This is a genomic window from Nocardioides sp. Z22_16 (assembly GCF_058134365.1).
The window spans coordinates 548,558-572,374 of the sequence record NZ_JBYTTI010000003.1; the positions used below are offsets into that span (position 1 = coordinate 548,558).

Annotated in this window: 25 protein-coding genes and 1 tRNA gene; 10 read left to right on the plus strand and 16 right to left on the minus strand. The window is 72.9% G+C overall.

Annotated elements, in window-relative coordinates; all coding sequences use genetic code 11:
• Positions 1-88 precede the first annotated feature (88 nt).
• The 5 genes from AC3X7R_RS11015 to AC3X7R_RS11035 all read right to left on the minus strand — a co-directional run bounded on the left by AC3X7R_RS11015 (position 89) and on the right by AC3X7R_RS11035 (position 3,931).
• Positions 89-310 carry a hypothetical protein gene (locus AC3X7R_RS11015; RefSeq protein ID WP_489965693.1) on the minus strand — a complete coding sequence of 74 codons (222 nt, stop codon included), beginning with the start codon at positions 308-310 and terminating at the stop codon, positions 89-91.
• Positions 311-329: 19 nt separating this feature from the next.
• Complete coding sequence (locus AC3X7R_RS11020) at positions 330-467, minus strand: hypothetical protein (RefSeq protein ID WP_489965694.1); 138 nt, start codon at positions 465-467, stop codon at positions 330-332.
• Positions 468-541: 74 nt separating this feature from the next.
• Positions 542-1,504, minus strand: a complete 963-nt coding sequence (locus AC3X7R_RS11025; RefSeq protein WP_489965695.1) for a TIGR03557 family F420-dependent LLM class oxidoreductase — start codon at positions 1,502-1,504, stop codon at positions 542-544.
• Between the two features lie 229 nt (positions 1,505-1,733).
• Positions 1,734-2,975 (minus strand): exonuclease/endonuclease/phosphatase family protein, encoded by a 1,242-nt coding sequence (locus AC3X7R_RS11030; RefSeq protein ID WP_489965696.1) that lies wholly within the window; start codon positions 2,973-2,975, stop codon positions 1,734-1,736.
• A 107-nt stretch (positions 2,976-3,082) separates the two neighbouring features.
• On the minus strand, positions 3,083-3,931 hold the full coding sequence (locus AC3X7R_RS11035) for an SGNH/GDSL hydrolase family protein (RefSeq protein ID WP_489965697.1): 849 nt from the start codon (positions 3,929-3,931) through the stop codon (positions 3,083-3,085).
• A gap of 109 nt (positions 3,932-4,040) precedes the next feature.
• On the opposite strand from AC3X7R_RS11035, the gene lhgO reads away from it, so the two are divergent.
• Complete coding sequence (gene lhgO, locus AC3X7R_RS11040) at positions 4,041-5,240, plus strand: L-2-hydroxyglutarate oxidase (protein ID WP_489965698.1); 1,200 nt, start codon at positions 4,041-4,043, stop codon at positions 5,238-5,240.
• On the opposite strand, the gene AC3X7R_RS11045 is transcribed toward lhgO, so the two are convergent.
• Together AC3X7R_RS11045 and AC3X7R_RS11050 are read right to left on the minus strand one after the other, a co-directional pair.
• Complete coding sequence (locus AC3X7R_RS11045) at positions 5,224-5,811, minus strand: hypothetical protein (protein WP_489965699.1); 588 nt, start codon at positions 5,809-5,811, stop codon at positions 5,224-5,226. The genes lhgO and AC3X7R_RS11045 overlap by 17 nt on opposite strands.
• Before the next feature lie 103 nt (positions 5,812-5,914).
• Positions 5,915-6,703: an isocitrate lyase/PEP mutase family protein gene (locus tag AC3X7R_RS11050; protein ID WP_489965700.1), complete on the minus strand. Its 789-nt coding sequence runs from the start codon at positions 6,701-6,703 to the stop codon at positions 5,915-5,917.
• Between the two features lie 261 nt (positions 6,704-6,964).
• Between AC3X7R_RS11050 and nadE the strand changes: the two genes are divergently transcribed.
• Positions 6,965-7,780, plus strand: a complete 816-nt coding sequence (gene nadE, locus AC3X7R_RS11055; protein WP_489965701.1) for an NAD(+) synthase — start codon at positions 6,965-6,967, stop codon at positions 7,778-7,780.
• Positions 7,781-7,786: 6 nt separating this feature from the next.
• On the opposite strand, the gene AC3X7R_RS11060 is transcribed toward nadE, so the two are convergent.
• A complete protein-coding gene (locus AC3X7R_RS11060) occupies positions 7,787-8,542 on the minus strand; it encodes an AfsR/SARP family transcriptional regulator (RefSeq protein ID WP_489965702.1) in 756 nt (251 codons plus the stop codon).
• Between the two features lie 239 nt (positions 8,543-8,781).
• Between AC3X7R_RS11060 and AC3X7R_RS11065 the strand changes: the two genes are divergently transcribed.
• The 3 genes from AC3X7R_RS11065 to AC3X7R_RS11075 all read left to right on the plus strand — a co-directional run bounded on the left by AC3X7R_RS11065 (position 8,782) and on the right by AC3X7R_RS11075 (position 11,842).
• Positions 8,782-9,699, plus strand: coding sequence for a manganese catalase (locus tag AC3X7R_RS11065; RefSeq protein ID WP_489965703.1), 918 nt, complete (start codon positions 8,782-8,784; stop codon positions 9,697-9,699).
• 27 nt (positions 9,700-9,726) lie between these two features.
• Positions 9,727-10,908: a putative manganese transporter gene (locus AC3X7R_RS11070; protein WP_489965704.1), complete on the plus strand. Its 1,182-nt coding sequence runs from the start codon at positions 9,727-9,729 to the stop codon at positions 10,906-10,908.
• Positions 10,909-11,131: 223 nt separating this feature from the next.
• A complete protein-coding gene (locus AC3X7R_RS11075; RefSeq protein ID WP_489965705.1) occupies positions 11,132-11,842 on the plus strand; it encodes a hemerythrin domain-containing protein in 711 nt (236 codons plus the stop codon).
• A 14-nt stretch (positions 11,843-11,856) separates the two neighbouring features.
• On the opposite strand, the gene AC3X7R_RS11080 is transcribed toward AC3X7R_RS11075, so the two are convergent.
• Complete coding sequence (locus tag AC3X7R_RS11080) at positions 11,857-12,744, minus strand: universal stress protein (RefSeq protein WP_489965706.1); 888 nt, start codon at positions 12,742-12,744, stop codon at positions 11,857-11,859.
• Positions 12,745-12,899: 155 nt separating this feature from the next.
• On the opposite strand from AC3X7R_RS11080, the gene AC3X7R_RS11085 reads away from it, so the two are divergent.
• Together AC3X7R_RS11085 and AC3X7R_RS11090 are read left to right on the plus strand one after the other, a co-directional pair.
• Positions 12,900-13,496: a helix-turn-helix domain-containing protein gene (locus AC3X7R_RS11085; protein WP_489965707.1), complete on the plus strand. Its 597-nt coding sequence runs from the start codon at positions 12,900-12,902 to the stop codon at positions 13,494-13,496.
• On the plus strand, positions 13,493-14,821 hold the full coding sequence (locus AC3X7R_RS11090) for an MFS transporter (protein WP_489965708.1): 1,329 nt from the start codon (positions 13,493-13,495) through the stop codon (positions 14,819-14,821). Before AC3X7R_RS11085 ends, AC3X7R_RS11090 begins: the two co-directional genes overlap by 4 nt.
• Here AC3X7R_RS11090 and AC3X7R_RS11095 read toward each other — a convergent pair.
• On the minus strand, positions 14,719-15,426 hold the full coding sequence (locus AC3X7R_RS11095) for a histidine phosphatase family protein (protein WP_489965709.1): 708 nt from the start codon (positions 15,424-15,426) through the stop codon (positions 14,719-14,721). The two genes, AC3X7R_RS11090 and AC3X7R_RS11095, sit on opposite strands and share 103 nt — an antisense overlap.
• Positions 15,427-15,551: 125 nt before the next feature.
• Here AC3X7R_RS11095 and AC3X7R_RS11100 point away from each other — a divergent pair, with 125 nt between their 5' ends.
• Positions 15,552-17,333, plus strand: a complete 1,782-nt coding sequence (locus tag AC3X7R_RS11100; RefSeq protein ID WP_489965710.1) for a hypothetical protein — start codon at positions 15,552-15,554, stop codon at positions 17,331-17,333.
• Positions 17,334-17,352: 19 nt separating this feature from the next.
• On the opposite strand, the gene dprE2 is transcribed toward AC3X7R_RS11100, so the two are convergent.
• From dprE2 to AC3X7R_RS11120, 4 genes are all read right to left on the minus strand, one after another.
• Positions 17,353-18,108 (minus strand): decaprenylphospho-beta-D-erythro-pentofuranosid-2-ulose 2-reductase, encoded by a 756-nt coding sequence (gene dprE2 / locus AC3X7R_RS11105; protein ID WP_489965711.1) that lies wholly within the window; start codon positions 18,106-18,108, stop codon positions 17,353-17,355.
• A gap of 11 nt (positions 18,109-18,119) precedes the next feature.
• On the minus strand, positions 18,120-19,490 hold the full coding sequence (gene dprE1 / locus AC3X7R_RS11110) for a decaprenylphosphoryl-beta-D-ribose oxidase (RefSeq protein WP_489965712.1): 1,371 nt from the start codon (positions 19,488-19,490) through the stop codon (positions 18,120-18,122).
• A complete protein-coding gene (locus tag AC3X7R_RS11115) occupies positions 19,483-20,349 on the minus strand; it encodes a decaprenyl-phosphate phosphoribosyltransferase (RefSeq protein ID WP_489965713.1) in 867 nt (288 codons plus the stop codon). The genes dprE1 and AC3X7R_RS11115 overlap by 8 nt, the downstream gene beginning before the upstream one ends.
• Positions 20,350-20,453: 104 nt before the next feature.
• Positions 20,454-21,044, minus strand: a complete 591-nt coding sequence (locus tag AC3X7R_RS11120) for a TetR/AcrR family transcriptional regulator (RefSeq protein ID WP_489965714.1) — start codon at positions 21,042-21,044, stop codon at positions 20,454-20,456.
• Between the two features lie 136 nt (positions 21,045-21,180).
• On the opposite strand from AC3X7R_RS11120, the gene AC3X7R_RS11125 reads away from it, so the two are divergent.
• Entirely contained in the window at positions 21,181-21,765 is a 585-nt protein-coding gene (locus AC3X7R_RS11125; RefSeq protein ID WP_489965715.1) for a hypothetical protein, read from the plus strand.
• Entirely contained in the window at positions 21,762-23,246 is a 1,485-nt protein-coding gene (locus AC3X7R_RS11130) for a dihydrolipoyl dehydrogenase family protein (RefSeq protein WP_489965716.1), read from the plus strand. The genes AC3X7R_RS11125 and AC3X7R_RS11130 overlap by 4 nt, the downstream gene beginning before the upstream one ends.
• A gap of 93 nt (positions 23,247-23,339) precedes the next feature.
• On the opposite strand, the gene AC3X7R_RS11135 is transcribed toward AC3X7R_RS11130, so the two are convergent.
• Positions 23,340-23,412 (minus strand) — tRNA-Arg (locus tag AC3X7R_RS11135).
• Between the two features lie 60 nt (positions 23,413-23,472).
• The gene (locus AC3X7R_RS11140; RefSeq protein WP_489965717.1) at positions 23,473-23,802 is read right to left on the minus strand and encodes an ArsR/SmtB family transcription factor; all 330 of its coding nucleotides are present in this window, start codon (positions 23,800-23,802) and stop codon (positions 23,473-23,475) included.
• Between the last annotated feature and the right edge of the window lie 15 nt (positions 23,803-23,817).

Below are 23,817 nucleotides of genomic sequence, written 5' to 3' on the forward strand. Positions count from 1 at the left end.
GCTCCCCCACCCGTGCGGACGGCCCGGAGCGCCGTCAGGTGCTCGGACTCTAGTGCGCACGCGCGCTCCGCGGGGAGGCCGTCCGGTCCTAGGTGTCCTCGCCCGGATCCGGTCCCGAGTCCTCGACGTCACCGGCCAGCTGACCCGGATCGGCGTCGGCGAGGTTGCGCTGCTCCTCGGGATCCTCCTCCAGGCCGGCTGGCACGTCGTCGACCGGCAGCTCCGCCGCCGGGGGCAGGTCGCTCTCCTCGAGGTCGGTCGACTCCGGGACGAACCTCTCGCCGTCGGGGTCGGTCGGGATCTCGGTCATCAGGTCTCCTTTTTCCGAGTCAGCGGACGACGAGCCAGACGATCAGCATCGCGATCATGCCGAGGAAGATGAGTCCGAAGAGCGCCATCACCAGGAACGGCCGTCCCGACTGCTGGGTCGGATCGATCTTGTCCGGGTCCTCACCATGCGTGCTCATGGGCGTTCCGTACCCGGCTCCGGCCTGCCCATGCCCTGCTCATGCCCTGCTCATGCCCTCCTGGTCATGCCTGGTCACGCCCCCGCGCGACGTCGCAGCTCCGGCAGCACCTCGGCGCCGTACTGGGTGATCATCTCGCGGTAGTGACGCCCCATGTTGCTGACGTAGAGCTCCTCGAAGCCCGCGTCGAGCGCCGGCTGCAACGTGTCGAGGTGCCTCTCCAGGTCGGGGCCGCACGCCACGGTCGAGGCGGTGGACTCCTTGGTGACGAGCTCGGAGACCTGCTCGAAGTGCTTCGGCGAGGGCAGCACCTGGGCGAGCTCGCCGGGGACCCCGGAGTTGGCCCACAGCCGGTGGGCCTCGTCGACGCCCTGCTCCTCCGTCGGCGCCCAGCAGACCTTCATCCCGATCTGGGCGGGCTTGCCGCCGGACTTCTCCCGGAACCGGCCCAGCAGCTCGGTGTCGGGCGAGGTGGTGATGTAGCCGTCACCGATCCGGGCCGCCAGATCGGTCGCCTTCGGCCCGAAGCCGGAGACGTAGATCGGCGGCGGGGCGTCGGGCAGGGTGTAGATCCGGGCGCTGTCGCAGGTGAAGTGCTTGCCGTAGTGGGAGACGACCTCGCCCGTCCACAGCTCGCGGATCAGGCCGACCGCCTCCTCGAGCCGCTCGAGCCGCACGTCGGCGGTGGGCCAGGGCTCGCCGTGGATGTGCTCGTTGAGCGCCTCCCCCGACCCGACCCCGAAGGTGAACCGACCGTCCAGCATGACGGCGCTGGTGGCGGCCGCCTGGGCCAGCACGACGGGGGAGATCCGGTACGACGGGCAGGTGACCGCGGTGGTGACCGGCAGCAGGGTGGCCTGGCTGATCGCCCCGATCAGCGACCAGACGAACGGGCTCTGCCCCTGCTCGTCGTTCCACGGATGGAAGTGGTCGCTGATCCAGAGGGCGTCGAAGCCGGCCACCTCGGCCAGCACGGCCTGCTCGACCAGCTCGGCGGGAGTGAACTCCTCGGTGGACAGGAAGTATCCGAAGCGCATGGCCGCGTCGTACCCATCGCGCCTCCTGAGGAACCGGGAAGGTCCAGTCCGTCCACGCCCGTCGACGCCCACCTGGCCGAGATGCAGCACACCGCCCCGGAGGCGGCAGGCACGCCAAGGCGCTGCTTCGGTGGGTACGTCGAGGACCCGAACAGCGTGTTCATGTCGCGAGCGGTCTAGTGCTGCGGCGCACGCCACCGCGATCCACGCCGCGCGCCGGACGCCCGCGTCAGCCGCGCTTCTTGCCCTTCTTCTCCTTCCCAGGCTTCATCGCCTTGAGCGTGGCGACGACGCCCGCGTGGTCGGAGGGCCACAGGCCCGAGGCGGAGTCCCGGTCCTTGAGCTCGTCGCCGGTGACGTCGGCCTTCTTGACCGCCATCGCCTTGCCGTTGGGGGTGCGGGTCAGCACGAGGTCGATCCGGTGGTCGAAGCCGGCAGCCGTCGCGTCGTTGACCAGCTCCGAGAGTCCGGAGGTCCACCCCTTGCGCGCCGGCGCCCACTCCAGCCACTGGTCGACGAAGCCGACCTCGTCGGTGAGGTAGTCGTAGGCCGCCTTGTGCGGCACGGTGTCGCCCGGCTTCACCGACGAGTCGAGGGGGTCGGAGTTGCAGTCGCAGACCATGATCGTGGTGCGCTTCGGCTTGACCAGCGCGCTGCCGATCTCCTGGGCCTGCGCCAGCGCCAGGTCGGAGCCGGCCGCCTCGAGGTGGGTGTTGATGAACCGGTACTTCTCCTTGCCCGACTTGAAGTCGACGTACTGCCAGCCGCGGTCGAAGTTCATCGGCAGCACGCCGCCGAGCTTGACCTCCAGGTTGGTGGTGAAGATCCCGTCGGCGCTGCCCAGGACGCGTCCGGAGCCGACCCGCTGGAGGATCGCGTCGTGCATGGTCAGGCGGATGTCGCGCTGGTTCTGCTGCGCGGCGTCCCAGGCGGGTGCCTCGACGTCGGCCCGCTGGCCGAGGGCGGCCACCCGGTACGCGGCGCCGATGTTGCGCAGCTCCTGGTTGAGCAGCGCGAGGAAGTCGTAGGCGACGGTGGTCGAGTTGGGCTGCGCCAGCTGGCCCAGCCCGGTCTCCACCGGGCCGGTCCGCCAGAGGGCGACCTCCTGGAGGCCGACGAGGTCGGCCTTGGAGCGCTTGATCTCCTTGGCCAGCAGCTTGGCGCGCAGCGGGAAGTTGGTGGCCACGACGTTGGCCCAGGTGGCGTCGGCGGCGGTGGCGACCGCGTTGAGCACCTCGGGGAACGGCTTGCCCGCCGCGAGCGCCTCGTTGGCGGCCTGGACGGGGCGGAAGATGTCCCCGCCCAGGTAGATGTTGCGCGTCATCACCGTGATCGGCTTGCTCTTGGCTTTCTGCGCCTGCTGCTTCTCCGGTGCCGCGCTGGCCGTGGACAGGCCGAGCGGGACGGTGAGCAGCAGGGCGAGCAGCGTGGCGAACAGCCCGACCGCGGTGAGGTGCGTGCGTGTGGTCATCCGTGAGTTCCCTTCCCAAGGTGTGCCCCGATCCTGTGGCCGGGCAGACCCGGTGGCAAGAGAGGGAAGGGAAAATTTGTGATGTGGGTCATACGACCCCGGTCGTGTCAGCGCCGCGTGTGGAGCTCCTCGGCCACCGCGTCGGCGTACGCCGAGTAGCCGGCCGCGTTCGGGTGGAAGGCGCCAGGGTCGGTGAGTCCGAGGATCCACGGATCGGCTGCGTTGGCCCCGTGCCCGAGGAAGCGCCCGGTCACGTCGACGAAGACGAACCCGTGCCGCCGAGCGGCTGTGCGGATCCTCGCGTTGAGCAGGTCCGCGCCCTCGTTGAGCTGCTGCTGCTCGGCGGGCGAGGCGCGGAGGTAGTCGCCCGCCTCCGGGGAGAAGAGCCGCGGGTAGCCGGTCACCACGACCACCGAGAGCGGCGCCCGGCGGCGCACCTTGCGGTAGACGCCGTCCAGCAGCGCGGGGAGCTCGTCGCTGATCCGGGTCCGGATCACGTCCTGCGTGGCGGCGCACGCCTCGTCGGTGCCGAGCAGGCAGTCCCGGACAGCCGCGCTCCAGCCGATGTCGTTGCCGCCGATGCTCAGGGTGACCAGTCGGGTGCGCAGGTCGAGGGCCTCGAGCTGGCTCGGCTCGACCCCGCCGGGGGCGCCGTCGACCAGGCTGGTCGTCGTCGCCCCGGCGCACGCCACGAAGTCGTCGAGCGCGAACCGGAACCACCACCACCGCAGGCCGTCGAGCAGGCCGGCGTAGGAGGAGTCCGAGCGCCCGCACGTCGCGGTGTAGGGCGGCACGCCGTACCCCGAGCCGTAGGAGTCGCCGAGAGCGTCGTAGTCGAGGGCGAGCACAGGCGGTCGCAGAGGCGTCCGAGAGGCGGCGGCCGGGCCCGGCGACGGGAGCAGGACGACCAGCAGCGCCGTCATCAGGGCCGTGAGCGGAGCGCGGGGGGTGGTCATGCTCGACGGTAGGCCGCCGGCCGGGCCGGTGAGAAGGTCCGGGACTCCTCGGATGTCGGCCGTGGACCGGAATTGTCATCAGCGCACGAGCGATGGTGGGATCTGCGTCATGGCGCAACAGACGATCGGCGTGGTCGGCGGCGGCATCGTGGGCCTGGCGATCGCCCGCGAGCTGACCCGCCGCTTCCCGGCCGCGCGCGTGACGGTGCTGGAGAAGGAGGACCGGCTGGGCGCGCACCAGACCGGGCACAACTCCGGGGTGGTGCACGCCGGCATCTACTACCGGCCGGGCAGCCTCAAGGCCGAGCTCTGCACCCGGGGCAGGCTGCTGCTGCGTGAGTACGTCGCCGAGCGGGGCCTCCCCTACGAGGAGTGCGGCAAGCTCGTGGTCGCCGTCGACCACTCCGAGCTGGGCCGGCTCGACGCTCTGGAGCGCACCGCCACGGAGAACGGCGTACCCGGCCTGCGCCGGGTGCAGGGCGCGGACCTCACCGACGTGGAGCCGCACGCCGCCGGTCTGGTGGCCCTGCACTCGCCGGCGACCGCGATCACCGACTACGTCGCGGTGGCCGAGGCGTTCGGCCAGGACGTCGTCGCGGACGGGGGCCAGGTGCTCCTCTCCACCACGGTGACCGGCATCCGCCGCCGCGTCGGCGGGGTCGAGGTGGCCACCGACCGGGAGCCACACGTCTTCGACCGGCTCGTGGTCTGCGCCGGCCTGCACGCCGACCGGGTCTCCCGCCTGGCCGACGGCGAGGACGGCCCGCGCATCGTCCCCTTCCGCGGCGAGTACATGTCCGTGAAGGGCCCGAAGCGCGACCTCGTCCGCGGCATGGTCTACCCGGTGCCCGATCCCCGCTACCCCTTCCTCGGCGTCCACTTCACCCGCCGGGTGGGCGGGGGACTCGAGGTCGGGCCCAACGCGGTGCTGGGCCTGGCCCGCGAGGGCTACCGCCGTGGTGACGTCGACCTGGCCGACCTGCGCGACATGGCGTCCTGGCCCGGCGCCTGGCGGCTCGCCGCCCAGCACTGGCGGACCGGGGCCAAGGAGCTGCGGGGCAGCCTCTCGGTCCGTGCCTACATGCGCGTCGCCAGCCGGTACGTGCCGCAGATCGGGCCCGACGACGTGGTGCGGGCCGGCGCGGGCGTCCGCGCCCAGGCGGTGGACCGGGACGGCTCCCTGGTCGAGGACTTCAGGATCGGCCACGAGGACGGCGTGACCACCGTCCGCAACGCGCCGTCACCGGCGGCGACCTCGAGCCTGGCGATCGCCGAGCACGTGGTGGACCGGATCACTCGGCAGGCCTGAGCGCGCGCACCTGCTCCGGCGTCCGGAAGAGGCACGACCAGGAGTCGCCCGTCCAGAACTCGAAGCCGCCCTGCCGTCCCGGGGACGGGTACCAGCCGGGCGGGAGCACGTCGCGGTCCGGGGCACGGAGGACTCGACCGGCGGCGCTGAGGTGCCAGGTGCCGGACCAGTCCCAGTCGGGTCCCTCGCGGACGGTCCGGAACCGCTTGAGCGAGGCCCAGTCGGGTGCGCCGGACTGGATGCCGCAGGTGGTGTAGCCGCGGGTCGACTCGAGCGCCGCGAGGCGTAGGAACCTGGCCAGCCGACGGACGGAGACCACCAGCAGTGCTGCGGCCAGCGCCCCGCTCAGGTAGGAGCCGGGGGGAGAGGCGAAGGCGTCCGGGAGACAGAACAGCAGGATGATCCCGCCGACGAAGAGAGCCAGCGCCTGCACCAGTGCGTTGCGCGGCAGGTCGCCGCTCGGCACGGGTGGCTGCGCCGGGACGTCGGGCAGCAGACCGTCGGCACGTGCCCGGGCGAACTCCGGTACCTCCGGGGGCAGCGGGCGCCGGTAGTCGGCGGAGTAGCTCACCCGACGAGTATGGAGAGCCGGCGACGCGGTGGGTGCCCTTTTCGCGGAGCTCGCAGGAGTCCCTGCCGCTCCGGGCGGGCCGGCTCCCCGGCAGCACGACCGCCTAGTTGAGCGGGCGCATCGAGTCGGGCACCCCGCCGCCGGCGTGCACGTCCTCGACCAGCTCCTGCAGGGCGGTCAGGGCCACCCGCTGCGACATCGGGCCGTAGGAGACCCGAGCCACGCCGAGCTCTTCCAGCCGACCCAGCGGCGGCACTCCGGGGAGGCCGATCAGGGTCAGGCGCTGCGGGCCGAACGCCTCGACCAGGGTCGCGACCTCCCGCTCGTCGAGGACGCCCGGCACGAAGACCACCGGGGCGCCGGCCTCCAGGTAGGCGCGGCCACGCTCCACCGCGTCGGCCAGCACCTCGCTGCGGTCGCGGTCCTTGCCGAGCACGAAGGCGTCGGTGCGGGCGTTGAGGACGAAGTCGGGTACCCCCTCGGCGCGGGCGGCCTCCATGACCTGCTCGACCACCCGGACCGCTTCGTCGAGGGGCTTCATCTGGTCCTCGATGTTGGCGCCGACCACGCCGACGCCGATGGCCCGGCGCACGGTGTCGCCCGCGTCGCCGTACCCGGCCTCCAGGTCGGCGCTCACCGGGAGCGTGGTCGCCTCCACGATCCGCGCGACCTCACCGAGCATCTCGTCGACCGGGATCCGCTCGCCGTCCTCGTAGCCGCGGGAGGCGGCGATCGAGTGGCTCGCGGTGGCCAGCGCGACGGTCCCCTCCGTCCCGGCCACGACCTTCGCGGAGATCACGTCCCAGACGTTGACCACGGTGAGCAGCCGCGGGTCGGTGTGCAGCCGCAGCAGCTCGGTGGCGCGCGCGGCGATCTCCGGCAGCGCGGTCACGGCCGACCCAGGATCAGGCTCGCGGCCGCTCGGCGGAGCCGCCACGGGAGCACGGGGACGGTGTCGGCGATGCGGTGGACCACGGGTGGTGCCTCTCTGCTGATGTCCCGGGGCTGATGTCCCGGTCTCGGCGCGCGCCGAGAAACTGCCTCGGCGGCGCCCCGGTCGTACCCGCCCGCCGGGCGGCCAAACTTCCAGGGCAGCATGAACCGCGCCGGGTCGGGAACAGGACCCGCGCACCGCGACCACCGGGAGGACCAGATGACGCACGGCTCCAGGCAGCAGGAGGTCGCCGAGGCCCTGGGGGTGGTCCCGGAGCTCGACCCGGCGGCCGAGGCCGAGCGGCGGATCGCCTTCCTCGCCGACTACCTGACCGGCGCCCGCGCCTCGGGCTACGTGCTCGGCATCTCGGGGGGCGTCGACTCCACGGTCGCCGGCAGGCTGGCCCAGCTGGCCTGCGAGCGGGCGGGCGGGCACTTCACCGCGATGCGCCTGCCGCACGGCACGCAGGCCGACGAGGACGACGCCCGCGCCGCCCTGGACTTCATCGCGCCGCACGAGGTGCTGACCGTCGACATCAAGCCGGCCGTGGAGCCGTTGCACGCCGCCACCACCCCGAGCGGCGGCTACCCCGACCGCGGACTGGCCGACTTCGTGAAGGGCAACATCAAGGCCCGGCTGCGGATGACGGCCCAGTACGCCGTGGCCGGCCGGCTGGGTGCGCTGGTGATCGGCACCGACCATGCCGCGGAGGCGGTGATGGGCTTCTTCACCAAGTACGGCGACGGGGCAGCCGACGTCACCCCGCTGGCCGGCCTCACCAAGGGTCAGGTGAAGGCGATCGGCAGTCACCTCGGCGCCCCTGACCAGCTGGTCCAGAAGGTGCCCACCGCCGACCTGGAGGAGGACCGCCCCGCGCTCCCCGACGAGACGGCGTACGGCGTGACCTACGCCGAGATCGACACCTACCTGACGGGCGGCGAGGTCTCCGAGGAGGCGCGGCGCGTCATCGAGTCCGCCTACGCCCGGACCGCCCACAAGCGTGCCCTGCCGGCGGCGCCGGTCGAGCTGGGCTGAGCCGCCTCAGGCGGTCCGGCGCGGGGCCCGCCGGTCGACCGGGCGACCCAGCAGGGGCGCCACCAGGTCCCTGATCGCCGGCGACGGCGGCAGTCCCAGCTCGTCGGCGAGCAGGCGGCGGTATCCGTCGAACTGGCGCAGCGCCTCCGCCTGGTTCCCCTCGGCCAGGTGCACCTCGATCACCCGACGGTGGGCGCTCTCCCGGAGCGGCTCGGACTGCACCGCCGCCAGCCCGGCCCACAGGGCGTCGACGAAGCGGCCCTGCTCGCGCAGCCGTCCGGAGTAGCGCTCGAGGGCGTGCAGCCGCCGCTGCCGGTAGCTCTCCCGCTCCACCACCAGCCACTCGTCGTACCAGTCGGGGAGCAGGTCCTCGGCGAGGATGGCCAGCTGCGCGGTCGTCGGGTGGTGCGGTGGGTCCTGCGCCAGGAGTGCGACCGTGAGCCCTTCGCCCTGCCACAGGTCGACCTCGAGGTCGGGAGAGAGGGAGACGGTCGAGGCCTCGCTGCGCACCAGCTGCCGGCCGCGGGGACGTGGCAGCCGCCACAGCACCGAGCGCAGGTTGGAGGCGGCCTGGGCGCCGGGGGTCTCCGGCCACAGGCGCTCGGCCAGGGGGGTGCGCCGTGCCCGGTGGTGCCGGCAGCTGATGGCCAGGTGTGCCAGCAGCCGCTGCGCCGGTGCGGAGAGCCGCACCGGTTCGTCGTCGAAGTCGAGCTCGAAGCCACCGAGGAGGGAGAGCCGGAGAACGGGTGCGAAGGGGGCCATGGCTGCCTCGCGGAAGACGTGCGCGGGGAGTCCCCTGGTCTGGAGCCTCCGTGCCAGACGACGTACCCCGTGTCGGCGGGGCCCATGCCCGACCGGACCGGTGGGGGCGACCCGCCGCCACGCGTCGGAGGCGGCACGGCAACGGTCGCGTCCACGCCGGGCCACACCCCCGGGAGGCGGCCGTCCGGGAGCGTGCTGGTCGGGGAGCGAGAGGCGCTCCCACGACCGAGAGGCTCGACATGTACCGGCACACCAAGCAGCTCCAGAACCAGGTCAAGCCCGAGCGCCCCGATGCGCTCTTCGCCGCGAAGCTCCAAGAGCTCGTGGGCGGTCAGTTCGGCGAGATGACGGTGATGATGCAGTACCTCTGGCAGGGCTGGAACTGCCGCATCCCCGGCAAGTACAAGGACATGATCCTCGACATCGGCACCGAGGAGATCGGCCACGTCGAGATGCTGGTGACGATGATGGCCCGGCTCCTCGAGGGCGCACCGTCGGAGACCCAGGCGCAGGCCGCCGCCGCCAACCCGGCGCTGGCCGCGGTGCTCGGCGGGCAGAACGTGCAGCACGCGATCGTCACGGGTGGCGCCGCCATGCCGACCAACAGCCAGGGGGTGCCGTGGAACGGCGGCTACATCGTCGCGAGCGGCAACCTGCTGGCCGACTTCCGCAGCAACGTGGCGGCCGAGGCCCAGAGCCGGTTGCAGACGGCGCGCGTCTACCAGATGACGGACGACCCGGGGGTCAAGGAGACGCTCCAGTTCAACCTGGCGCGCGACACCTACCACCAGCAGCAGTGGCTGCTGGGGATCGAGCAGCTCATCGAGGACGGCTTCACCGACGGGCTGGAGGACTCCCTCAAGGAGGTGGAGGACGACGAGCCGGGCCGCACGTTCTACTCGTTCACCGAGGGCAGCCGCGCCGGCGAGGGCCGCTGGGCCCAGGGCACCACCCTCGTCGGCGACAAGGAGCTGATCTTCACCGAGGGCGTGCCGCTGGCCGATGACATCAACCAGGTCCCGGCGCCGGACCCGCTGCTCTTCGCCACCTACGACGGCAGCATGGGCCCCGGCACCCCGGGCAACGCGGCCGGCTCGCTGAAGCAGGGGGCGGAGAACCTCATGCACAAGGCCAAGGAGAAGCTGACCGGGGAGTGACCCGGTCCGCGGACGAGGGGTCTCGCCATGCTCGAGCTCGTGATCCGGCCGATGGCCGACGCCTTCATGCAGGTCGGTGTCTTCGTCGCCCTGCTCGCCGTGCCCTTCGGCTGGGCACGCTACCGCTGGGGTGAGAGGTTCGACTCGGTGCTGGAGCGTCACCGCGGCTGGGGACCCGTGGTGGCGGCGCTGCTCACCGTCCCTCCCGGGTGCGGGGGCGCCATCGTCGTGATGGCGGTCTACGCCCGGGGGGCGGTGAGCTACGGCGCCGCCGTCGCCGCGCTGGTGGCCACCATGGGGGACGCCACCTGGGTGCTGCTCGCCGCTGAGCCGCTGCTCACCCTGCAGCTGAAGGTGCTGCTGGTGCTCACCGGTGTGGTGACCGGGTACGTCGTCGACCTGGTCGGGGTCGATCCCCTCCGCCGTGCGTCCGGCCTGCCGCGGGGTGGCGCGCCGTCCCCGTCCCCGTCCACGGCCGGTGGCGGTGCGCCTCGGGCGTCGCGCCCCGGCACCGGGAGTTCCGGGACCGTGCCGGTGGCGGTGCTGCACCGCGCCGAGGGGAGCGGCACCGGCACCCTCCCGGTCGCCACCTGGCACCAGCTGGGCGTGCTCCCCAGCGCCCTGTGGCTGCTGCTGGCAGCCGGGCTCCTGGTCAGCATGCCGGTGACCTTCCAGCTGCTGGACCCCGCGGCGGTCGGGGAGTCCCTGCTGGGCGGGACCGATCCCTACCTGGCGCTGGGGGCGGTCGGCACGGCGCTCTGCCTGGTGGCCTTCGTGCGCGACGGCTGCGTGGTCGCCGACGACGACGCGGAGTCCGCCAACCCGTCGTCGATGGCGCAGGTCCTGCGGCAGGGGGGCCGGGAGGTCGCCTTCGTGACCATCTGGGTGACGGTCGCGTACGTCGCCTGGGCGCTCCTCTCCACCGTCACCGGCTTCGACGGGTCCCAGCTGCCCCTGCTCGGCGTGGCCGGGGTCGTCGTGGGGGCGCTGGTGGGGCTCGTCCCCGGGTGCGCAGTGCAGATCGTCTTCGCCGGCATCTTCCTCACCGGCGGGATGCCGCTCTCCACCCTGGTCGCCAACACCGTCAGCCAGGACGGGGACGCGCTGATCCCGCTGCTGGCCCTGCAACGACGGTCGGCCCTCCTGGCGACCGTCATCACCACCGTCCCCGCCCTGGTCGTCGGCAGTGCGCTGCTGCTGCTCGGCTGACGACGCCCACGACCCACCGAGGTGAATGAGATGCCCCTGACCCACACCACCCGCCTCCACCTGGCCGCCGCGGTACTGATCGCCGTCGCCGGGGGTACGGAAGGACTCCTGACCGCGCTCGCGGTGACCGCCCTGCTGGCACTGCGGGAAGTGGTCCGGCACCGGATCACCCCCGCGGTCCCCACCCATCCCCACGCCCACACCGACGAGGAGAGGAGCGGAGATGACCTCACTGTCCCTGCAGGACGAGGCCCGGCTCGGCGGCCCCTGGAGTGTCCTGACCCGGCAGAAGCGCGACCACGTGCTGCTTGACGAGCTGCTCGGACGGCTGCCGCGGACGCCCGGGCCCGCGCAGGACGAGGTCCTGCAACGGATCTACCGTCTGGTCTTCCCGCACGCGTTCGCGGAGGAGGCCGTGCTCTGGCCGGTGATCCGCCGGGTGCTGCCCGACGGCGAGCAGCTGACGCGTCAGGTCGAGGAGGAGCACCAGGAGGTCAACGAGCTGGTCAGCCGGCTCGAGGACGGCGCCGCCGGCACCGAGCGCGAGGCGCTGCTGGATCGCCTCGCGGCGGTGCTGCGCGAGGACGTCCGTGACGAGGAGGACGAGCTGCTGCCCAGGCTGCAGGAGAGGCTGACCCCGGCCCGGCTCCGCCGGCTCGGCGTGGCCTGGGAGGCGACCCGCCGGATCGCCCCGACCCGGCCGCACCCGGTCGTCTCGCGGCGCCCCCCGGGCAACGTGCTGTCGGCGCTGCCGCTCTCGGTGCTCGACCGGGGCCGTGACCTGGCCGAGGCGGGGACCCGCCGGGGGCCGGCGTCCCTGCGGGCGCCGTTGGCGACCGGGAGCCGGGCCCTCGCGGCGGCCGCGGGTCGGGTCGAGCGGTGGGGCGTCATGCGCCGGGGCGAGGCGCCGTCGACGAAGGTGGAGGAGCCATAGCCGCCCGCTCAGGCTCAGCCTGCTGGCTTCTCCGTCAGCGGGACGACCATCACCGGGCAGTGGGCGTTGGCCAGCACGGCGCGAGCGCGGGAGCCGAGGCGCGGCGAGATCGGGCCCCCGCGCCCGTGGCGACCGATCACGACCATCCGCGCGCTGCTGGACCGCTCCACGAGCGCGTCCGCCGGCCAGTCGTGGACCACCTCGACCTCGGGCGCGGCCGATCCGGCCGGGGCCACGTGAGCGGCCGCCGCCTTGCTGACCGACTCCTGGGCCGCCTTCTGCCACTGGCCGTCCTTGGCCAGCAGGTCGTCGTACGGGCCCGGGGCGTGCCAGGCGTGCACCAGGCGGGTGGACCACCCGTGCAAGGACGCCTCCGCGAGTGCCGCCTGCACCACCTCGCGTGGTCCGCCGTCCTCGTGCACCCCGACCAGGACCAGGTCGGACCGGTCGCCCTCCTCCTGGCCTCCGGCCGGCACCGAGACGACCGGGCAGTGCGCGTGGGCCGCCACCCGCGCGCTGGTCGAGCCGGTCACCAGCCGCACCAGGCGGTGGACACGCTGGTGCTGCAGCACCACCCGGCTGGCGTCGCGGCTCAGGTCGCTGAGCAGGGCGCCGGGTGCGCCGTAGCCGATGGCGGTGGAGACGGGGACGTCGACGCCGAGCTCGCCGGCGAGACCGGCCGCCTCGTCCGCCACCTCGGCGACGAGCGCCTTGCCCAGCTCGCCCCAGGAGTCCTCGTAGGTGACGAGCACGGTGCCGGGCGGTGGCGGGGGCGTGGGCACGACCGCATGCACGAGGGTGAGTCCGGCGCCCAGTCGGCCGGCCTCCCCGAGAGCGAAGCGCAGGGCCTCGGTGTTCTCCTCGGGACCGGTGACTCCCACCAGGACGGGCTGGGTGCTCATGGCTGCCTCCTCGTGCCTAGGGACGGCGCCGCAGGACGATCGCCTGCGTCCTCCTCACACCGTAGCCCTGTGCTTCTTCCGGGATTGCAAGGATGCTTCTTCCGGGATTGCAAGGATCGTTTGCAAATACTCTTTGCAATTGGCAGCATGGCGGCATGAGCACCTCCGAGGAGCGGCAGCCCCGCGAGACCGTCGTCCTGGATGCCGTCGCGCTGGAGACGCTGGCGCACCCGCTGCGGAGCCGTCTGCTCGGGATGCTGCGGGTCGACGGCCCGGCGACGGCGAGCGGCCTGGCGGCCAAGCTGGGGGAGTCGAGCGGGCTGACCAGCTATCACCTGCGCAAGCTCGCCGACGCCGGACTGGTCGAGGAGGACCCGGGTCGGGCGAGCCGCCGCGAGCGGTGGTGGCGTCCCACCCACGAGGTGACCAGCTGGTCGACGGCCGACTTCCTGGGCAACGCCCCGGCGTACCGGGCCACCCAGTCGCTGCGGCGCAGCCTCTACCACTGGCAGCTGGGCCTGCTCGAGAGCTGGCTCGACGAGGAGGCGGAGTGGGACCCGGCCTGGGTGGAGGCCGCGGGGAGCAGCGACGACGTGCTCGAGCTGACCCCGTCGCAGGCACGGGAGATGACCGCGGAGATCTGGGAGGTGGTGCAGCGCTACCGCGCGGCGCCGGTCCCCGAGGACGCCTCGACCGCGCGGGTGATGTGGCTGCAGCACCTGGTGCCGTTCCGCGACGAGCTGCCGCTGTGACTCCCCGGCTGGCGGCGATGGACGACGAGCGCGCGGCGCGCCGGCGGTTCCTGCTGCTCACCGCGCTGCGCTGGCTGCCCACCGGCCTGCTGATCCCCGTCCTGGTGCTGCTCCCGCTGGACCGCGGCCTGAGTCTTGCCGAGTTCGGCCGGGTCGCCGCCCTGCAGGGACTGGTGGTCCTGGCGCTGGAGCTGCCCACCGGCGGGCTCGCCGACACGGTCGGCCGCCGACGGGTCCTGCTCGTGGCCCAGGGCGTCTCGCTGGTCTCCCTCTGCGTGCTGCTCACCGCCTCGTCGCCGGCCGCCTTCGCGCTCTGCTTCGTGCTCCAGGGCGTCTACCGCGCGCTCGACAGCGGGCCGCTGGAGGCGTGGTACGTCGACACCGCCCGCGCCCTGGACCCGCACACCTCGGTGGAGCGCGGCATCGCCGCCCAGGGGGCGGTGCTCGCCCTGGCGATCGCTGTGGGGTCGGCGGGCAGCGGCCTCCTGGTGGCCTGGGACCCGGTGCCCGGCCTGGGCGCCCTGACCTTCCCGGTCGCGGTGGCCGTGGGCCTCCAAGCGCTCGCCCTGGTGGCCACCGCCCTGCTGATGACGGAGCCCGCCGCCGGGCCGGACGGTGCCCCGCGGGCCGGCCTGGGCCGGTCGCTGCTCGCCACGCCGGCCACGGTCCGAGCCGGCTTCGGCCTGGTCCGGGCCGACCGGGTGCTGCTCGCGCTCATCGCGGTGGAGCTCTTCTGGGGCTTCGGGATGGTCACCTTCGAGTCCCTGGTGCCGGTCCGCCTCGCGGACGTGCTGGACGACCAGGAGGCGGCCGCCGCCATCCTCGGGCCGGCCACCACCGGGGCGTGGCTCGCCTCCGCGGCGGGAGCGGCGCTGACGCCGTGGCTGACCCGGCGTCTCGGGGTGGCCACCACCGCGGCCGTGATGCGGGTGCTCCAGGGGCTCACCGTCGCCGCCCTGGGCCTGGTCGCGGGGGTGATCGGACTCCTCACCGCCTACCTGGCCTGCTACGCCGTCCACGGGCTCTCCAACGCCGCGCACCTGACCCTGCTGCACGGCCGGGCGACCAGCGAGGTGCGTGCCACCGTGCTGTCGCTCAACTCGATGGTCGCCCAGCCCGCGGCGGCGCTGGGGATGATCCTGCTGACGGCCCTGGCCGACGGCACCTCGGTGGCGGTCGCGATGACGGTCGGGGCGCTCGTGCTGGCCGTGGCCGCCCCGCTCTACCTCCCCGCGCGGCGCGCCGAGCGTGCGGCCCGCGCGGCCGAGGAGTCCCGGCCGCGCCGGCCCTTGGAGGGCAGCATCTCGGCCGCCGGCTCGGAGTAGGCCACGCTCACCGGCCGGTCGTCCTCGAACCGGACGGAGGTCACCGAGCACAGCGTGCACTCGCGACGGCGCGGGTCGTGCAGCAGACCCCGGCCCTCCAGGCGCCGGCGGGCGATCCAGATGGGCAGCTGGTGGGAGACGAGCACCGCCTCGTGCCCCTCGGCGGCGTCTCGGGCGGCCGCGACGGCCGCGAGCATCCGGTCGGCCACCTCGGCGTAGGGCTCGCCCCACGACGGCCTGACCGGGTTCCACAGGTGACGCCAGGCCGAGGGGGTGCGCAGCACCCCGTGGCCCCCCTCGAGTCGCCGACCCTCGAGGCGGCTCGCTGACTCCGTCATCCGCTCGTCGGTCGTCGCCTCGAGGCCCAGGTGAGCGGTGAGCGCCTCGGCGGTCTGCCGGGCGCGCAGCAGCGGGGAGGTGACGAGGTGGACGATGTCGCGCCCGGTGAGGACCGCGGCCACCCGCTGGGCCATCGCCTCACCCCGCAGGGAGAGGCCGAACCCCTCGAGCCGGCCGTAGAGGATGCCGTCGGGGTTGTCGACCTCGCCGTGACGCACCAGGTGCACCGTGGTCGACGTCCCTGGGCCACCCGGTCCTGTCGTCATGCCTCAGTAGTACTACGCCCGGCACCGCCCCGGCGGCCGATCCCGTCAGGTGCGCGTACCGCATCGCGGGGATAGACGTGCGAGACGCCGGTCCGATGGGGAGGACCTGTGCGACACTCCGGGGCGTGCCAGGACGCCGCCGGATCGATCTCTTCCTCGTCGCAGGGGCCGCCCTCGTGGTGGGTCACCTGGTCTTCCGGGGCTGGGCGCTGTGGGACGCGTGGTACCACACCGACGACCTGGCCTTCATCTCCCGGGCCCTCAACCGGCCCTTCGACGTGGCCTACCTGACCGAGTCCTACTCGGGCCACCTGATGCCGGCCGGGTTCGCGGTCTCGGGCCTGCTCACCAAGTACGCGACCTTCGAGTGGTGGGCCTGGGCGGCCACCCTGCTGCTGCTGCACGCGGGAGCGGCCATCGGCATGTTCCGGCTGCTGATCTCCATGTTCGGGCGCCGGCCGATGGTCCTGGTGCTGCTCGCCCTCTACCTCTCCTGGGTCTTCACCCTCCCTGCGGGCGTCTGGTTCGCCGCCGGCATCAACCAGCTCCCGATGCAGATCGCGCTCACCTTCGGCCTCACCTCCCACCTGGCCTACCTGCGGACACGTCGGCTGCGCCATCTCGTGGCGGCGCTGGCGTGGACCGTCTTCGGCCTGGCCTTCTACGAGAAGGCGCTGCTCCTCTTCCCGGTCTACGGCCTCGTGGCGCTGGGGTGGTTCGCCACCGGGACGATCCGCCAGCGGCTCGGCCAGCTCTGGTCGACCTATCGCGCCGGGCTCATCGCCCACGTGGTGCTGGCCGCCGCCTACTCCGACATCTACCTGCGGTGGGGCTTCAGCGGCGCGACCGACGACGGGTCGAAGGTGCCGTGGGGCGACGTGCTCGCCAACTACGTGCTCGTCACGATGGTGCCGGCGCTGGTCGGCGGCCCGCTCAGCTGGCTGTCCATCGGCGCCGGGTCCATCGCCGACCCCTCCCTGGAGATGGTGGTCGTCGGGTGCGTGGTGGTGGCGGCCGTGGTGCTCTACGCCGATCACTCGCGCACGATCAGCCGCCGGGCGTGGTCGATCCTCGGGGTCACCGTGCTGGCCAACCTGGCGCTGCTCTCCACCGCTCGCGCCTGGCTGGTCGGTGCCGACATCGCCCGGGAGTACCGCTACCAGACCGAGCTCTCCGCCGTGGCCGTCCTCTCCCTCGGCCTGGCCTTCCTCCCGCTTCTCGGCGCCGTGGAGGTCAACACCCCGCGCGAGGGCGTGCCCCGGACCTACGAGAGGAGACGGCTGATCGGCGCCGCCACGATCGCCGTCGTGGCGGTCTCCCTGGTCTCCAGCGTGCGCTACGTCGAGGTGTGGCAGGAACGGAACCCCGCCAAGGGGTACTTCGCCAATCTCCGCGCCGCGATGGCCGCGCACGACGAGCCCCTTCCGCTGGTCAACGGCGGTCTGCCGCAGGCGATGATGTGGGGCTTCAACTTCCCGGAGAACACCCACCGCTACGTGCTCAGGCCGTACGCGGACGAGCTCTCCTTCCCGACCAGCACCGTCGACGACCTCTTCATGTTCGACGAGGAGGGGCACGCCAAGGAGGTCCGGCTCGACCCGACGCGGCGTTCGGAGCCGGCCGACGGCTGCGGCTACCAGCTGGCGGAGCGCGGCAACACGCGCATCCCGCTCGACGGTCCGCTGATCGGTGCCTGGTGGGTCCAGCTCGACTACCGCTCCAGTCGCGCGGCAGAGGTGAAGGTCACCGCCGGGGAGTCCACGCACGACCTCGAGCTGCCGGCCGGCGAGCACACCCTCTTCTTCGAGAGCGTCGGGCCCTACGAGAAGATCAAGCTCTCGGGCGACGGCGGCGCCGGGGTCTGCGTCTCCCGGGTGCTCGTCGGCACCCCCGAGCCCGGCCGCTAGCGGGACCCGGCGGCCGCCCTCAGAGGGGCAGACGACGGAAGAGCGGCCTCGGCACGTGCCGCAGGCCCGACATCACGCCGCGCAGGGGGCCGGGCACCCAGATCAGGTCGTCGCCGCCGGCGACCGCCTTGGTGATGGCCTTCGCGACGTCGTCGGGGTCCACCGACAGCGGAGCCGCCGGCCGCCCCTTGGTCATCTTGGTGTGCACGAAGCCGGGACGCACCACGAGCACGCGCCCGCCGGTGCCGCGCAGCGCCTCCCCGAGGCCGAGGTAGAAGCCGTCCATCCCTGCCTTGGAGGAGCCGTAGACGAAGTTCGACCGGCGTACCCGCTCGCCCGCCACCGACGACAGCGCCACGATCACGCCGTGCCCCTGCCGTCGGACCACCGAGGCGAGGCAGACACCGACGCTCACCGCGGCGACGTAGTTGACCGTCGCGTGCTCGACCGCCGACGCGTGGTCCTGCCAGGCGGTCTCCTCGTCGCCCAGGACGCCGAAGGCCACGAGGGCCACGTCGATGTCGTGCTCCCGGGCGATCGACTCGATGAGCGCGGGATGGGTGTCGGTGGCCTCGGCCTCGAAGTCGACGGCCTGCACCGTCAGGCCGAGGGCGCCGAGCTCGGCGACGGCGGCGTCGCGGCGCTCGCCCGGGCGGGCCGCCAGGACGACGAGCGGCTTCCCCGTGCTCGCCCACCGGCGCGCGGTGGCCAGCGCGATCTCGCTGGTGCCGCCGAGGAGGAGGAGGGTCTGGGGCTGGCCGAGGGCGTCGAGCATGGGGGTCCTTGTCAGAGGTCGAGACGGCGGGACAGGTCGGACTGGAAGGTGCGGGAGGGGTCGACCCGGTCGCGCAGCGCGCGGAGCTCGGGGAGACGCGGGTACATCGCGGCGAGGGCCTCGGGTCGCAGCCGCGAGTCCTTCGCGAGGTAGACCCGCCCCCCGGCCGCCACCACCGCCGCGTCGAGGCTCCGCAGCAGCGGCGCCAGCTCGGGCCGGGCCGGCACGTCGTAGGCGAGGGTCCAGCCGGCGGTCGGGAAGGAGAGCAGGCCCGGGTTCCCCGGACCGAAGCGCTTGAGCACGGCCAGGAAGCACGGCAGCCGGTTCGCGGCGATCCGCTCCAGGATCCGGGCCAGTGCCTCCTCCGCGCCGTCCGGGACGACGAACTGGTACTGCACGAAGCCGTGCGGACCGTAGGCGCGGTTCCAGCCGGCGACCCCGTCGAGGGGGTGGAAGAACTGCCCCAGCGACTGGATCTCACCGCTGCGGTGGCGCGGCGCCTTCCGGTACCAGGCCTCGTTGAAGGCCCGGACGGCGGGGAGGGAGACGAGGTTGACCGGCGGGGTGAGCGGCACCGCGATCCGCGGGTCGCCCGGCAGCGGCAGTGGCTGGGCCGTGCTCCGCCCCGTGAGCTCCTCGCGCCGCGCGTGCTCGCCCAGGGTGAGCACCGAGCGCCCCAGGGAGCGGCCGAGGGCGAGCGTGTCGATCCAGGCGACCGAGTAGGTGTACCGGTCGTCCGCCTCGGCCATCGCCGTCATCACCGGCTCCAGGCCGGGCAGCCGGCGGGTGGTGACGCTGGCCCACCCGGTCTCGACCGGGATGGTGCGCAGGGTGGCGCGGGTGATCACCCCGGTCAGGCCCATCCCGCCGACCGTCCCCCAGAAGAGATCGCGGTCGTTCTCCGGGCCCACCGTGACGGTGCTGCCGTCGGCCAGGACGAGGTCGAGGGAGACCACGTGGTTGCCGAAGCTGCCCACCACGTGGTGGCTCTTGCCGTGGACGTCGCAGGCGATCGCGCCGCCCACCGTGACGTAGCGGGTCCCCGGGGTGACCGGCAGGAAGCGCCCCTGGGGCAGCAGGGCGCGCATCAGCTCGTGCAGGCTGGTGCCGGCCGAGACCTCGACCGTCCCGTCCGCGGCGAGCTCGCCGATCGACGGCTGCAGCGGAGCGAGGACGCCGCCGCCGCCGTTCTGGGCGGCGTCCCCGTAGGAGCGGCCCAGGCCGCGCGCGATCACGCCGCGCGGTCCGGCGGCGCCCACCACCTCCGGTACGGCCGCCTCGCTGACGGTGACGAGCCGCCCGACGCTGGGCGAGGTGCGCCCCCACCCGTGCAGCGACGAGAGGTCAGGCACGGAGAGGTCAGGCACCGAGAGGTCAGGCACTGAGCACTCCCACCACCAGCACCAGGGCCCAGACCACACCGACGGCCTGGAGCAGGCGGTCGCCCCACACGATGTCCTCCGGCTCGGCGGCCTGGCCGGCGTCGATGTCGACGGCGTAGCGCAGCAGGCCGAGCACGAAGGGGACGATGGAGAGCGAGTGCCAGGGGATCCCGCTCGGCGCTGCGTTCTCGAACGCCCACAGGCAGTACGAGGCGATGGTGACCGCCGCGGCGATGCACCACACGAAGCGCAGGTAGGTGTCGGTGTAGCGCACCAGCGACCGCCGGGTGCCCGCCTCCGAGCCCAGGGTGTGCAGCTCGGAGTAGCGCTTGCCGGCCACCACGAAGAGCGACCCGAAGCCCGCCACCAGCAGGAACCAGTCGGAGATGAGGAGGTCGGCGGCGAGCCCGCCGGCGACGGCACGCATCAGGAAGCCGCCGGCGACCAGCGCCAGGTCGACGACCGGCTCGTGCTTGAGCCAGAGCGAGTAGGAGCTCATGAGGACCAGGTAGGCGGCGAGCAGCACGACCAGCTGCCAGCCCGCCAACGACGCCACCGCCAGGCTGGCGACCACCAGGAGGACGGCGACCAGTAGCGCGGCGCGCACCGACAGCTCGCCCGCGGCGATCGGCCTGTTCTGCTTCCGGGGGTGCAGCCGGTCGGCCTCGACGTCGGCGCAGTCGTTGACCAGGTAGACCGCGGAGGAGGCACCGCAGAAGGCGACGAACGCGAACGCGGTGGCGGCGAGCACTCCCGGCTCGGCGATGTCCCCGGCGGCCAGCGGGGCCGCGATGACCAGGAGGTTCTTGATCCACTGCTTGGGGCGCATCGACCGAACGACGGCAGCGGCGGAGATCACCCGGGGCACTCTATGCGCTCCGGGTCGCCCTCGCGGGGAGTCTCGCGAGGGGCCGCCTCCCGGCCTCGAGGCGGCGCATCACTCGATGCGATCGAGGTTGACAGCTATGCCTGCTGCCGTAGAGCTTCTTCCAGATCGTCTCGACTGCGGTAGACGAGCAGCCCCTCGACGCCGCGCAGGAAGGTCTCGCAGACGACCTGGGGGTCGGCGAGGCAGCCGGCGGCCATGGCTCCGTCGCGCAGCATGACGAAGTGGCGGGCGGCAGGCTCCGCGTCAGGCTTGCCGGTCTCGGCGAACAGCTCTTCGACCGTGGCCAGGAACCAGTCGCGGTGCTCGATCACCGCGCGGTGCACCGGGTGGGCGGGGTCCGGGTACTCGGCCGCTGCGTTGAGGAACGCGCAGCCGCGGAAACCCGGCCGTTGGATGTCCTCGGCGATCGCTGCGGCCACGGCCCGGATCACGTCCTCGGTCGTCTCGCCCGACTCTCGCACGGCGTCAACACGTGAGCGAAGCATCTCGTCGCTCTGCGTCAGGTAGGCGACGAGGAGGTCGTCCTTGCTGGGGAAGTGCCGGTAGAGCGTCGCCCGGGTCACCCCCGCTGTGGCAATGATCCGGTCGATGCCGACGGAGTGCAGCCCCTCGGCGTAGAACAGCCGGCTCGCCGTGCTGAGCAGTCGTGCGCGCGCCTCGGACATCAGCCTTCCTTCTCGTTCGTAGGGACCCGACGTTAACAGATAGAACGGTCGGTCTTGACATCCGCGACGTCGTGCCACACTCTGAAAGAGACCGATCGGTCTATCCACCTCATTCACCCCGAGAGAAGAGAATGCGATGTCCCATCACACCGAGACCGAGGCAGTCACCGCCCGGCCCACGCCCGCCGCCAGCACGTCGGCGTTGCGCAACCTCTACGCCGCCCGGTTCGCGTTCGCGATCGCCTGGGCAGGCCTGCTCGCCACCAGCGCGTCCGAGCTGAACCCGTTCACCGTCACGCTCCTCGTCCTCTATCCGCTCGTCGACCTCGGCGCCGCCGTCTACGACCTCCGCTCGTCGGGCGCCACGCGACAGCGGGTCCCGCTCCTCGTGAACATGGCCCTGAGCCTGGCCACCGCCATCGGGCTGGGCCTCGCGATCGGTTCTGGGATCCCCGACGTCCTGCGGGTGTGGGGCGCCTGGGCGATTGCCGCCGGCGTCGTGCAGCTGATCGTCGCGGTCCAGCGCCGCGGCCTCGGCGGTCAATGGCCGATGATCCTCAGCGGCGGGCTCTCGGTCCTCGCCGGCGGCAGCTTCGTCGCCATGGCCTCGAACGGCAACGCCTCGCTGGCCAGTCTCGCCGGATACGCGACCCTCGGCGGCATCTTCTTCGCGGTCTCCGCGTTCCGGCTGCACCGCAGCAACGCGAGCGTTGAGCGATGACCGCCACGACTCCGGGTTCCGACACCGGTGCGGCAGGGGCCCCCGAGACGTACGACGTGGTCGTCATCGGCGCCGGCCCGGTCGGCGAGAACGTCGCCGACCGGGTGGTGCAAGGCGGCCTGACCGCAGCTGTCGTCGAGCGCGAGCTCGTCGGCGGGGAGTGCTCCTACTGGGCCTGCATGCCCACCAAGGCGCTGCTGCGCGACGCCGCCGCCCTCCGTGCCGCCCGAGCGCTCCCCGCCGCCGGTCGGGCCGTCAGTGGCGAGCTGGACGTCGACGCCGTACTGCGTCGCCGCGACCGGTTCGCCTCGGACTGGAACGACGCCGGTCAGGTCGGCTGGCTCGAAGGGGCGGGGATCACGCTGGTCCGCGGCAACGGGCGCATCACCGGCAGCCGCAGCGTCACGGTGACCCACGCCGACGGCACGATCACCGAGCTCGCGGCGCGACACGCGGTCGTGATCGCCACAGGCACCTCGGCCCAGGTGCCCCCGATACCAGGTCTGGCCGAGGTGAAGCCGTGGACCAGCCGGGACGCCGCTGCCGTCCGGACGGTGCCGGAGCGGCTGGCGATCATCGGGGGTGGTGTCGTCGGCTCGGAGATGGCCACCGCGTTCAGCGCGCTCGGCTCTCGGGTGACGGTGATATCCCAGACCCGGATGCTCCCGGGCGTCGAGACGTTCGCCGGCGAGCACGTGGCGACGGCTCTCGAGGCCGCTGGAGTCACCCTTCACCTGGAGGCCGAGGCCACCGCGGCCCGTCGTGACGCCGCGGGCGCTGTGCACCTCACCATGGGCGACGGCGGGGTCGTCACGGCCGACGAGGTCCTGGTCGCGACCGGACGCACGCCCAACACCAAGGACCTCGGCCTCGACCACCTCGGCCTTGCCGCGGGCGGCTGGCTCGCCGTCGACGAGTCCCTCGCTGTCGTTGACGAGGCTGGAATGCCGGTCGACGGCGGATGGCTGTACGCCGCGGGCGACGTCAACGCGCGGGCGCTGCTGACCCACCACGGCAAGTACCAGGCGCGTGCCCTGGGCGACGCCATCGCCGCACGGGCGCGCGGCGACCGTCCCGACCTGAGCGCCTGGGGACGGCACGCGGTCACCGCGGACGAACGTGCTGTCACGCAGGTGGTCTTCACCGATCCCGAGGTCGCGGCCGTCGGCCTGTCCGCCGAGACCGCGGCAGCGGCCGGCATCGAGGTACGGGTCGCCGACTACGACCTGGGGGCCGTCGCCGGCGCCTCGCTGCACGCGGACGGCTACCGCGGCCAGGCCCGGATGGTCATCGACGCCGAGCGAAACGTCCTGGTCGGCTTCACCGCGGTCGGCCCCGACGTCGCCGAGCTGTTGCACGCGGCCACGATCGCCGTCACCGCCGAGATCCCGCTCGAGCGGCTCTGGCACGCCGTACCGGCGTACCCGACCCTCAGCGAGATCTGGCTCCGCCTGCTCGAGACCGACGGCCGCGACCACTGATCCCCCCACCCCGCGAGACGGAGAAGGGCCGCTCCCCGGATGGGGAGCGACCCTTCGACGTGCCTGCCCAGGTGGTGCGGTGCAGGTGATCTGCGCGCCTGTAGGGATTCGAACCCCAAACCTTCTGATCCGTAGTCAGATGCTCTATCCGTTGAGCTACAGGCGCCCGTCCTTGCACGTGGCACGGACTCGAAGAGAGTAGCCGATGGGGTGCGGGTGGGCGAAATCAGGAGCTCTCGCGCAGCTCGTTGAGCAGTCCCTCGGTGTCGCTCCACACGGAGGCGAGGATCTGCCGGCCCGCGGCCAGTAGGTCGGCCAGCTGTGGGCTCGCGACGGCGTACGTCACGGTCGCTCCCTGGCGCGAGGAGGTCACCAGGCCGGCGCGGCGGAGCACCGAGAGCTGCTGGGAGAGGTTGGAGGCCTCGATCCCGATGTCGGCGAGGAGGTCCTTGACCGGCATCGGCCGCTCCACCAGGAGCTCCAGGACCCGCACCCGGGTCGGGTGGCCCAGGGTGCGGAAGAGGTCGGCTTTGGCCTCGTAGAGAGGTACTGCCATGATGCCCTCACCTCC